The organism is Butyricimonas paravirosa, assembly GCF_032878955.1.
GTDB classification, from domain to species: Bacteria; Bacteroidota; Bacteroidia; order Bacteroidales; family Marinifilaceae; genus Butyricimonas; species Butyricimonas paravirosa.
In genome coordinates this window covers 1,411,068-1,423,303 of the sequence record NZ_CP043839.1, presented here as the reverse complement: position 1 = coordinate 1,423,303, position 12,236 = coordinate 1,411,068, and the positions used below count along the sequence as shown (strand labels likewise).

Annotated in this window: 9 protein-coding genes; 8 read left to right on the top strand and 1 reads right to left on the bottom strand. The window is 41.8% G+C overall.

All coding sequences use genetic code 11. The features are described from left to right. Nucleotides 1–3: 3 nt before the first annotated feature. Genes F1644_RS05985 through F1644_RS05960 form a run of 6 tightly spaced genes read left to right on the top strand, consistent with a single transcriptional unit; the run spans nucleotide 4 to nucleotide 9,409 of the window. On the top strand, nucleotides 4–3,417 hold the full coding sequence (locus F1644_RS05985; RefSeq protein ID WP_158571919.1) for a SusC/RagA family TonB-linked outer membrane protein: 3,414 nt from the start codon (nucleotides 4–6) through the stop codon (nucleotides 3,415–3,417). 11 nt (nucleotides 3,418–3,428) lie between these two features. After that, nucleotides 3,429–4,913, top strand: a complete 1,485-nt coding sequence (locus F1644_RS05980; protein WP_158571917.1) for a RagB/SusD family nutrient uptake outer membrane protein — start codon at nucleotides 3,429–3,431, stop codon at nucleotides 4,911–4,913. Nucleotides 4,914–4,924: 11 nt separating this feature from the next. After that, nucleotides 4,925–5,671 (top strand): DUF4843 domain-containing protein, encoded by a 747-nt coding sequence (locus F1644_RS05975; RefSeq protein WP_118304797.1) that lies wholly within the window; start codon nucleotides 4,925–4,927, stop codon nucleotides 5,669–5,671. Nucleotides 5,672–5,704: 33 nt separating this feature from the next. Beyond that, on the top strand, nucleotides 5,705–7,300 hold the full coding sequence (locus F1644_RS05970; RefSeq protein WP_158571915.1) for a PKD-like family lipoprotein: 1,596 nt from the start codon (nucleotides 5,705–5,707) through the stop codon (nucleotides 7,298–7,300). A gap of 12 nt (nucleotides 7,301–7,312) precedes the next feature. Then, on the top strand, nucleotides 7,313–8,311 hold the full coding sequence (locus F1644_RS05965) for a hypothetical protein (RefSeq protein ID WP_087421203.1): 999 nt from the start codon (nucleotides 7,313–7,315) through the stop codon (nucleotides 8,309–8,311). A gap of 60 nt (nucleotides 8,312–8,371) precedes the next feature. Further along, nucleotides 8,372–9,409, top strand: a complete 1,038-nt coding sequence (locus F1644_RS05960; protein WP_118304795.1) for a TlpA disulfide reductase family protein — start codon at nucleotides 8,372–8,374, stop codon at nucleotides 9,407–9,409. Between the two features lie 83 nt (nucleotides 9,410–9,492). Here the strand turns inward: F1644_RS05960 and F1644_RS05955 are convergent, their stop codons facing one another. Beyond that, nucleotides 9,493–9,990, bottom strand: a complete 498-nt coding sequence (locus F1644_RS05955; RefSeq protein WP_147344480.1) for a hypothetical protein — start codon at nucleotides 9,988–9,990, stop codon at nucleotides 9,493–9,495. A gap of 224 nt (nucleotides 9,991–10,214) precedes the next feature. On the opposite strand from F1644_RS05955, the gene F1644_RS05950 reads away from it, so the two are divergent. Next, a complete protein-coding gene (locus F1644_RS05950) occupies nucleotides 10,215–10,772 on the top strand; it encodes an RNA polymerase sigma-70 factor (RefSeq protein ID WP_118304793.1) in 558 nt (185 codons plus the stop codon). A 289-nt stretch (nucleotides 10,773–11,061) separates the two neighbouring features. Beyond that, nucleotides 11,062–12,231, top strand: a complete 1,170-nt coding sequence (locus F1644_RS05945) for a FecR family protein (RefSeq protein WP_118304792.1) — start codon at nucleotides 11,062–11,064, stop codon at nucleotides 12,229–12,231. Nucleotides 12,232–12,236 lie beyond the last annotated feature (5 nt).

Below are 12,236 nucleotides of genomic sequence, written 5' to 3'. Positions count from 1 at the left end.
TCTATGAAAAAAAAATCAAAAGATGGCACTTCCCTATGCGGGAAAGTGACATACAAATTTTGGAAAGTTATGCGATTGCAGCTATTAATGATTTTTGTGACGCTATTTCAGTTACATGCTGAAAATAGTTACACGCAGCAAAAGGTGAGTATCCTGTTCAAGGATGCCGCGATCGAGGAGGTTATCAAGGCGGTCGAGGCTCAATCCGGTTACGTGGTGGTGTATAACAATACACTGTTGAAGACTGTAAAACGGGTTACCGTGACTTTACGGAATGTGAATGCCGTGGAGGCTTTGAACGAGGCTTTAAAAGGAAGTGGTTTACATTGCAAGCTGGTAGAAGATTTCTTGGTAATCGCCAAGGATAACGTGAAAACGGCTCCGGAAGATGATAAGGGGAGAAAGATTGAGGGGAAGGTGACGGATAAGGATAAAATGCCACTTCCGGGAGTAACTGTTTTGATAAAAGGAACTACGGGGGGAGTCGTGACGGATACGGCAGGAAGATTCCGGCTGACTTTGCCTGGTAATAAGGAAATTACTTTGCAATTTTCTTTCGTGGGAATGAAGACGAAAGAGATTAAAGTTACGGATGATAAACCGCTTTTGGTTATTTTGGAAGAGGACGTGACAGAAGTGGAAGAAGTCGTTGTGAATGGTATCTTTCAACGAAAAGCGGGAAGTTTTACCGGTTCGGCTTTGACCATGAAGGGAGAAGATTTGAAAAAGGTAAGTAATTCAAACGTGTTTGCCAGTTTGAAAAATCTGGACCCGTCATTGATGATTTTTGATAACTTGGAATATGGATCGGACCCGAATAAAATGCCGACAATGGCATTGCGGGGAAAGACGGCCTTTGATGTTAGTTCGGATGATATAGATTTGAAAGGAAGTTATGCTAATGACCCGAATGCACCTTTGTTTATCTTGGATGGTTTTGAAGCCTCTATCCAAAAAATTGCGGATTTAGATATGAATAGGGTCGAATCATTGACCATCTTAAAGGATGCTTCGGCAAAAGCCATTTATGGGTCTAAAGCTGCTAACGGGGTGATCGTTATAGAGACAATCAAGAATACGGATGCCTCTTTGCGTATTTCGTATAATGGCAGTCTGGAAATTCAGGCTCCTGATCTTTCTTCTTATAATTTGACGAATGCAGCTCAGAAGTTAGAATTGGAGAAAGATGCGAATATGTTTTACGATAAGAATCCGGATACCTATTATAATTTGCAAAGAGAGTATAACCAGAAGTTAGCAGCGGTGGTTTCCGGGATTGACACGGATTGGTTATCCAAGCCTTTGCGTAATGGTGTCGGTACAAAACATGGGCTTTCGTTTGAGATGGGTAATGAACGTTTGAATCTGATTGTTGGATTTAATTATAATAATGTACAAGGTACGATGAAGGGATCTGACAGAACCAATTACGAGGGAAGCGTATCGATCTCTTATCGGTATAAAGGATTGAACTTCAGAGATAACCTCACGATTACTTCTAACGTGGCCAATGATTCTCCTTATGGGGCATTTAGTGAGTATGCAGCCGTTAATCCTTATCTTTCTCCTTATGATGAAAAGGGACAGTTGGTACAGAATGCCAACATTATTCCGGGGGCGGATAATTTTGTGGCGAATCCATTGTATAATGCCTCCTTGAACACGAAGTTACAATCGAAATATATTGACGTGACGAATAACTTGAGCGTGGAATGGATGATCGTGATGGGATGGAAAGTAACGGGACGTTTTGGAATTACAGAAAAACGAGTACGTGCGGATGAATTCTATCCGGCTAATCATTTAAAGTTCAGGTCCTATAAAGATGATGAATTTTTCCGTAAAGGAAGTTACCAGATTAACGAGGGAGAAGAAAAACGATTGAGTGGTGACGTAAATATGCAGTACTCTAAGCAATTTTGGGAAAAACATTACGTGTTTGCCAATGTGGGATATACTTTGTCTGAAGCTTTCTTCGAGGAAATTATTTACAAGGCAGAAGGTTTTCCGCATGATCGGATGAACGATATTATTTTTGCCCGTCAGTATGCAAAAGATGCCATCCCGACAGGACGTGAATCAACGATTCGGGATATGGGTATCTTGTTTGCAGCGAACTATGCTTTTGACGATCGTTTTTTAGTAGATGGTTCTTACCGGACGAGTGCCTCCAGTCAGTATGGAAAGAATAACCGTTGGGGATCATTCTGGAGTGTCGGATTGGGATGGAATATTCATAACGAGGCTTGGTTAAAGGATTCTAAGATTCAACAATTGAAATTACGGGGATCTTTGGGATATACCGGTTCTCAGAGTGCGGATGCTTATGAGTCTTTGGCGACTTACGAGTACGATTTGCAGAGGGTTTACGGTGGATTTTTGGGCGCCATGTTGAAAGGAATGCGTAACGATGATCTGAAATGGCAAGAGAAATTTGATTACAATATTGGGGTAGATTTTAATTTAGGACGAGTATTGGGGGTAAAGTTTGATTATTATATCGGCAAAACGAAAAATAACTTGTTGGATTTTGACATCCCGACTTATACCGGATTTGAAACCGTGAAAGAGAATATAGGTGATGTGGAAAACAAGGGATTCGATATTCGTTTGAGTGTTACACCTTGGAATATGCCTAAAGAGAGAGGCTATTTCACGATCACGACGGCCATATCACGTAATAAAAATAGAGTGACGGGCGTGTCCTCTGCCATGAAGAACTTCAATGCAAAACAGAATGAAGTCGTTTCAGATGTATTGAATAATAATAAGCCGGTTCAGAAATATTATGATGGTGTTTCACTAGATGCAATTTGGGCTGTTCGGTCTTTAGGAATTGATCCATCAAACGGTCAGGAAATTTATTTGGATAAAAATGGTAACCGGACTTACACGTATCGAGTAGCAGATCAAGTCGTTTGTGGTGATGAAATGCCGGATTTCCAAGGAACGGCTGGATTCATGTTCAGCTATAAAGGAATAGAGCTGAATGCCACTTTCCGTTTCCAATACGGGGCTCAGATGTACAATCAAACTTTGGTGGATAAAGTGGAAAATGCCTCACTTACAGGGAACGTGGATAAACGTTTGTATGCTGGAAGATGGAGAAATCCGGGAGACATAAAGCCATACAAGACATTACCTAATCGATGGGTGGAAGAAGAGCGCGAGTATAAGGATGAGAAAACTCAACCGACTTCCCGTTTCGTGCAGGATCGTAACGAGTTTAGTCTTTCTTCGTTAAGAATCGGTTATGACTTCTGGAAATACGATTTTATCAAGAAACTTTCCATGGAGCGCTTGCGGGTAGAGTTTTATATGAATGATGTGTTTATGCTGTCTTCTATCAAGACAGAACGAGGTACTTCCTACCCTTTTGCTCGGTCATTTAATTTCGCTATACAAGCTACATTTTAAATTTAATGATTATGAAGAGATTATGTAATATATTATGCGTTTTGTTACTTTTAGGAACAATGACGTCATGTGAAGATTGGTTGGATGTAGATCCGAAGTCGGAGGTTAAGGCCGATGTGATGTTTCAATCCGTGAGTGGTTTTAAAGATGCCTTGACCGGGATTTACCTTTTGATGAGTGATCAGGATTTATATGGGCGAGAGGCTACTTGGGGATTCGTGGATGCCTTAGCGCAACAAACTGATGTGAAGGGGGGAGAGTCTTCTGCCTGGTATAATGCGACTCGTTATAATTATTCGGCAACAACAACTTCATCCAATGGAATTTGGAGTAAAAGTTACAATATTATTGCCAACGTGAATTTTTTATTGGAAAATCTGGAGAAGAAAAAAGAGATGTTTTCCCCAGCCATGTACGCTGTCATAAAAGGAGAGGCTTTAGGATTGCGGGCATTCTTGCATTTTGATTTGTTACGTTTGTTCGGATGGGGAGATTTGGACAAACGTCCTGAAAATTTGGAGCGTTTGTGTTTACCTTACATGAAGGAATATTCTCGGGAGTTACAAAAGCAATTGACAGTGGGGGAAGCGTTGGAGAAAGTCATTGCTGATTTACAGGAGTCCATGGAACTCTTGAATGATAATGATCCGTTTGGATTGACTCCTAAACCGGATGATTATGATTTACCGAATGAGGATAAATTTTTCGAGAATCGGCACAAGCGTTTTAATTATTGGGCTGCTGTTTGTACATTGGCCCGTGTGTATATGTGGATGGGCAACAAAACCGAGGCATTACCATTGGCCGAGTTATTTGTGAAAGAAGGTGGTGAAACCTCTTGGATTAGTTCTTACGTGATTGATGCTTACGATCCGGCAGATCGGGATTTGACCTTTACTACCGAGCATGTGTTCGCGTTGGATATTACCAAGCTATTCGAGAATATGCAGTACTATATGAATCCGAGGGCGAATGATCCGAATGAGAATGCCGATTTGTTATACCATACAAAGGCTAGAGCCACCGGTTTATTCGAGTCCACGGACTATCGTTTGGCTCGTTGGTATGACCAAACTGGAAACGAGCATTATGACGGATGGGCTTTTGTGAAATTTTGGGAAGTAGAAAAATACAAATACGGTAGTACCATGCCTTTGATTCGGAAATCAGAGATGTATTATATTGCGGCAGAGTGCTTGCTGGCTACCGGAAAGGATGCAGACCGTTTGTTGGCTATCGATAGATTGAATATCGTTCGCGAGAAAAGAGGAATGTCTGTTTTAGGTAACGACTTAACTGTGGCTTCCGTGCAGAATGAGATCACGAAGGAATATCAACGTGAGTTTATCAACGAGGGACAATTGTTTTACTATTACAAACGCTTGGGATTCGAGAAAATTCCTTATGCGACAAAAGCCGCAACTGATGCTGTTTACGTAGTGCCGTTACCCACGTGGGATGTGGATTTAGGCGGAATGGAAGATTACAAGAAATAAAAAGAACGAATATGAAAAATATAAAGAGAATTATTAGCAGATGGCTGATGGGCGCTCTGTTTTTAGGTCTTTTGTCTGCTTGCGAACAGGAAAAAACATTGATGTACGAGCAAGCAGCCGGCGTGTATTTTTATGGAAAGGCAGAGAGCGAGTATAGTTTTGTAACCAATTTGGGTGGAGATGTTTACGTGCAAAACATCCGGGTGGTGACAACGGGTGATTCTGTGAATTATGACCGGAAAGTCATGATTGCTGTCGTTGAAGGTGATACGAACTACGTGAATACTGCACGTCCGGAGCAATACCAATTGTTGGAGGGAATAGTGCCTGCCGGTAAGTTTGAAGGTTCTGCGGCAGTTGAACTCCATCGCACGAAGGATATGAGTGATAGCACTTTTATCGTTCACGTGAAGTTGGTGCCCAATGAGGATTTTCCCTTAGCTGGTTTCGATAGACGTTATTTTTCTTTGTCTGTAACTGATCAATTAACACAACCATCCAATTGGAGCTATCTTTCTTGGTATTTCGGTAATTTTTCTGTTAGTTGGTATCGTTTCATTTTAGGAGTGCTAGACTTGCCGTTAATTCCTTTTGATATTGAGGTGCCAGAGGGAATGGTTGAGTGGACTTACACGGAGTTGGATGCTGCGGTGGCACAAGTGAGAGCTGCATTGTATAAATATAATCGGGAACATCCCGGAGAACCCTTGCGACATGAGGATGGCAAGTATGAGGGGGATGAAGTCGTGATGCCTTAATTGATGATGTTTAATGCGATAAAGAAAGAAATAATGAAAAAATTATCCATATTCTTCTTATTATTCATGACGGTCGTGGCGACTTCTTGTTATGATGACAAGTCGTCCACTGATTTCGAAGTTGTGAAGCCCATTGTGATCGACTTTGGAGATGCATCGACTTCGGTGAATGTTTTTCAATTCGACACGTTGAAGATTAGCCCAATCATTTATAAAAATGGGGTAAAAGATGAAAACTTGACATACGAGTGGAAAATACAGGGAGACAAGTATCCGGAAACAGTGTTGTCACACAAGATGACGTTTAGCGAGCCGATTTCCGTGGTTCCGGATAGTAAAGCGTATAATTTGATTTTGACCGTGACAGATAAAACAACCGGGATTCAGGAATTTGCCCGAATTTCAGTTTCCGTGCAGGCATCCTTAGGAACGGGATTGTTCGTGGCAGACACGCGTGACGGGCAAAATTCGGATATTTCCTTGATCATGTCGATGAACTTTTCCACGCGTAATTTCACGGATAAGGATACCCGTATTTTCAGAAATGTCTATTCTTCCGTGAATCAACATTTGTTGGATGGAGTTGTAACAGGAATGTCTTCATTGATTAGATCCGGTGATTGTCGTACTTTGACCTTCGTTACAGCGGAGAATGTTTATCGGGTAGATCCTTATGAGTTGGTCGATAAGGAAAAAAACAATGATATATTTGTTTTCCCGATAGATGAATCTGAATTTGTGCCTAAAGGGATTCTTTTGTGGAATTATAAAGGATTGGAATTATTAAATTTAGATGGTCATGTTTATCGGAGAACAACCAACTGGGGAAATTTGACGTATGATTTTTATCTTTTACCACCGGATTTTGATGAACGGGATTATTATGTCACGATGATGGGAGTCTGTGGTTCATATTATAATGAATTCCCTTATGTTTTTGATAAAAAAAATCAACGAATATTGGTTGTGAGCAGTTGGTATGATTCCTTCCAACAATTCCCGAAACAGAGTTCAAGTGCAGCTTTTGACGTGAATAATATTGGTGCATACGATGCGATATGGATGGGAGAGGGTGAAAATTCTCAATTGTTGACGGTTTTCAAGGCTGAACAAGGAAATGAAAGATGGTTGGGAATGATGAAATACGACTCTTACGGTTCTAATGAAAAAGTTGGGGTTGGGAAGTTTGATTTATCTCATTGTCCTGGTATAAGCGAGGCTGTCGGCTTTGCCTCATCTCCGGTATCTCCTGATTTTTATTATGCAACCAAAGATCAGATTTATACATTCTCGTTGGGAAATGCAGGTGAAGTTGTGGCAGAGCCTCGTTATGCAGTGGATAAAGAAAGGGATGGTGATATTACTTCGATGAGATTGTGGCGTGAAGAGTATTCCCGAATGAACGTGTCAAATTCTGGTTCTTCTACCGGAATTTCTACTCAGAGTGCGCAAAATAGATTGTTGGTGATAACGACTTACAAGGAGTCAACAGGAGAGGGTAAAGTGATCACGATCCCTATTACACAATTGAGGAGTGGAACGTTGGAACCCAATCGTGACGTTCATGGAAGATACGAGGGTTTTGGACGGATTACGAGCGTGACTTATAATAATACGAGTGGTTATTAAAATATATTGGTTATGAAATTGATGTTAAGAAATATAGGATGTCTGTTGTTATTTGCTGTTGTCTGGGTTTCTTGTAATGATGACGATGATGTCAAAGTGGGCAAGCAAGTTGTTAACCCGGTTCGTGTCAAAGAGATCACGGGGCATAATGAGCATTGGGGGGATTACACGCTAAAATTGGCGTATGAGAATGATAAGATCTCGACCATAGAGCGATTCGATAAGAACGGACGCCAGAAAGGAGAACTTGTGATCACGAAGGAACAGGGTGTGATGACATATTCTCTGGATGATTACGTGTACAAGATTGATGCGAATGCCATCGCTGATTTGGATCAAGAGTTAGCCCGGAAATATGGAGCGGGAAATTATTCGTTAGAAGATAGTATCCCGTTGGTTGCGAAAACTATTTACGAAGTAGCACTTACGCTTGATGAAGAGAGTGTAGTTACCAGACAGAAAATCTCTTATTTTACACCGAAAAAAGATTTTGGGGTGGGTGAGGATTTTAATAATGATTATCCTTTGGAACGGGTTGAAACTTATATATACGAGTACGACGAGAAAGGAAGCGTGTTGAATGTTCGTTTGTTTGTTGATAAGTATAGCCCGGGAAATGCGAAAGATTACGTGTCTCGTGAACTTTATAAATGCGAGTATGAATATCACGGGGGGAAGATCGTGACGAATCGCATTTACACGGTGAATAACCAGAGTGAGGAAAGTTGGGTTTTGATGGAAGATCGGATTTACACGTATTCAGGTAACAATTTGGTTTCGGTAAAGGGTGATGGTTACTCGTTGGAAAAAAATTATAGTGATACCCGAACATTATCGTTGAACTTGAATGGAGAAACGACTTCTTACGCGTTGGATGAATATGGTTTCCTTGTTAAAAGTGATAATGGTAAGGGAGAGGTGATGAATGTAACTTATGAATCCGGAAACGGTAATTTTTATCATTTGTATCGTTTGGATCGGGAGCAGGAAGGATTTCCGGTTATAAAATAGTGATGAATGTAGTTTCGAGGAGTCGCTTGCGACTCCTTTTTTACTTGTAAATGAGAAGATATGACGAATTATTTGAAATGCCTGATATTGCTTTTGTTCGTGGGAAATCTGGCTATCGCGGGGGAGAAAAAGGTTCGTTGCGTGATTCGTGGCGAGTTGATCGGTATGGAGGCAAAGGAGGTGCTTTTAGTAGATGCCACGGTGGATTCCCGTTACCACGGGACGTACGTTCCGGTAGAGGATGGACGTTTTAAATACGTGCTGGAATTACCGCACGTGGAGGGTTACAAATTGATCTTTGTAACTAAGAATCCGAGAGTGTGGTACACCGTCCCGTTTATCGTCGAGAACGGGAAATTGCATATCACGGTGAATGTCGATAAGAGCTACGAGATACGGGGAGGGATTTTTAATGATAGATACCGGAAATACCAAGAATTGCAACAACAGGAGATCGGCTGGAAACGTTTCTCTTTCATGCATAAATTCTGTGCGGGGCAATGGGATGAGTTGTACTATTTCCTCGTGGTGGACGAATTGCAACGGCGTCAGGTGTATCAGGCGGAGCTGGATGATGAATTGGAAAATGCTTATCACGTGTTGGCAGAAAAATTCGCGTCCAGTAAATATACCTGTTTGGGAAAGATGTTGATCGATGGTTTTCATTCCGTGAAACCGGGCGGGCATTACGTGGAATTTGAGGCTCCGGATTTGGAGGGGCGTGTGGTAAATGTTTCGGAGGTGATCAAAGGGAAAATTGCGATCATTGATTTATGGGCCTCATGGTGTATGCCTTGCCGGGCAAAGGCGAAAATGATGATCCCGATTTACGAGAAGTATAAGGATAAAGGTTTCGAGATTGTCGGTGTTGCTAGGGAATTCAAGAATACAGAGCGGATGAAGCAGGCTATTGCTCAGGATAAATACCCTTGGTTGCAACTGGTCGAGCTGGATGATGGGCAGAAATTGTGGACCCGTTATATGTTGGGAAATGCCGGGGGCGGTGTCTTTCTGGTCGATCGGGACGGGACGATTCTTGCTGTGAATCCGAAGCCGGAAGAGGTGCGGAAGATTTTAGAGCAAAAATTGGGGGAGTAGAGGATTTCTATTCATAAATAAAGCCGAATCATTTCTGCTAACGAGAAAATGGTTCGGCTTTATGATTTGATCAATATATGGGATTACTTGTGTTTACCACAACCACCGCAACCGTTACATTCGTGGTCTTCATTCACGGTAGCAGGGGCGCCGTGGCCGCCTCTTTGTCCGCCACGTTTATCCATCATCTCTTTCCGGCGTTTTTCCATTTCTTGTTTTCTCTTTTCCAGATTAGTCAAATAAGTTTTATATTGCTCTTCTGTCAAGATTTTCTTTAGGGAAAGGTTTTGCTGGTCTTCCATCTTTTTCATGTAGACCATCACGGAATCTCGTTGTCCTTGATATTTTTTCATGAGTTCCTCTCTCTTCTTGAGGTTTTCGGTAAACAAATCTTTCACCTGTTTTTCTTGTTGCTCGTTGAGTTTCAACTCGGTTTTCATTTGTTCAACCTGTTTCTTTACCATTTCTTCGGGGTTCATGTGACCTCTTTGCCCGCGATGTTGTGGGCCGTGTTGTTGTGCGCTTACTCCTAATGCCATGAAAAGAAAAAGCGACGAGATAATTAGGGTTACTGTTTTCATACTTTGTTTTATTAACGTTTGTAATGGCATGGAATTTAGAATTTTAAGTGGTCGATAAATTTCATGCGTTTTAAAAATGCATTTACATTTAAGACAAAACGGGAGTGAAAAGGTTTATTGCCGGGTCTCTCTATTTTTATATCTCGTTCTGAAATAAAAGTTTTATCTTTGTAAACGGTTGGGAAGGATAAAAGTTAGATCGAGTAGTTTTAAATAATATCAATTTGGGTGATAAAGAGCTAGATATTATCATTGATTTTTCTCAAGGGGACGAGAAGGCTTTCCGTGTCTTGTATGACAAGTTTGCGGTCGCATTACGTTATTTTGCTGCGAAGTACTTGAACGAGGACACGATGATTGATGATGTCGTGCAGGATGCTTTTGTCGATTTATGGGAGAAGAGAGCTGATTTCCGGGGGGAATATGCCGTGAAGGCTTATTTGTATAAAGCCGTCCGGAATGACTGTCTCAATTTGATGCGCCATCAGCAGGTGGAGGATAAATATGCTAGGCGGGTGGTAACAGAGGGGGAGGATTCCGAGTCATTTCTGGATCGGATTCTGGAATCGGAGATATTTCAAACCCTATCGGAGGTCTTTAACGAATTACCCCCGGCATGTAAAGAAGTTTACCAGATGAGCCTCGACGGGAAAAGTCATGAGGAGATTGCACAAACGTTGAATATCTCGGTCAACACGGTCAAAAAGCATAAGAATAATGCCAATCATTATATGAGGGAACGGTTGAAAAACGTTCTTTCTTTACTTACCTGGATTTCTTGAATACTTACTAATACTAAGGCTTTACTACTGTAATACTAGGGTTTAACTACCAAACGGGCGTTACAAGACCTATTCTTTAACCTTTCCTCGTCCTTCCAGAACGGCGATGAAAGGGCGATGAAAGGGCGATAGAAGGGCGATGGGGTATTATAACCTTGTGAAAAGGGTTACTTAACCCTTGAAATAAGGTATGATTAGAAAAATATTTTGATTCGAGTAAAAAATAATTGGTTTTTGTATTACACCAAATGAATGTTTGCGTGCTTTAGTATAAAATGAATATCAGAATATGGAGATTCAGAATAATGACCGGATAAAACAATTGGTCGTCCGTTACGTGAAAGGAGAGTTAAGTGAGGGGGAGATGGACGAGCTAAAGCGTTGGAGAGACGAGCGAGCGGAACATGAAGAATTGTTTCGTAACGTGGTTTCCATGGAACGATTGGAGAGCGGGATTCGTCGTTTCGTGAAGACCCCGGAACAGCAAGAACTGGAATGGAACCGGATTTTAAGCCGGACAGTACGGAAGAAACGATCTTCTCGGAAAATGTTGTGGATGCGTTATGCAGCCTTGTTTATTTTGCCTTTGTTGGTAGGTGGGATCGTGTATCTTTCGTGGGATAGTACTCGGGAAGTGAAGTCGGAGAAAACTTCTTCACGGATTGTTCCCGGAGCATCCATGGCAGAATTGGTGTTGCCTGACGGTACGAAAGTGATGTTGGATCGGGAAATGAACAGGGCTTTGGAAGAGGGCGTGAGAAATAGCGGTGATACGTTGAATTACACGGAGGTTGTTTCCGGTGGGCTACAAGATTCCTGCGAGATATATCATACACTGCGTGTTCCTCGCGGGGGAGAATATACTTTGGTGTTAGCTGACGGAACAACGGTTTATCTGAATGCCGAATCGGAATTGAGATTCCCGAAACAATTCAGGGGAAAGAAGCGGAAAGTGTACTTGACGGGAGAGGGATATTTTGACGTGCAACGTAACGAGAAACAGCCTTTTATTGTCGAGGCGCAGCAGGTGGCGATTCGGGTGTTGGGAACTTCGTTCGGGGTACGGGCCTACACGAGGGAGGTGAATGTGTTGACGACTTTGGTACAGGGACGGGTGAACGTGGAGGCTGACGGGCAACAAGTGGAGTTGAATCCCGGGCAGCAAGCTGACTTTAATCGAGAAAATGACCGGTTAACCGTGGCCGAGGTTGATGTTGAACAATATGTTGGTTGGAAAGATGGCCGTTTGGTATTTGATAACAAGCCCTTGGAATTTATTTTGGAGGAATTGGGCCGCTGGTATTCGTTCGATGTGTTTTATACGAACAAGGAGTTGAAAGAAATTCCTTACTCGTTGAACATCAAGAAACATGAGGATATTGCTCACGTGCTGAAATTTATCGAACGAACCGGGAAAGTGAAGTTTGAAGTGAATAAAAACATGATTATTGTGAAATAAACAAA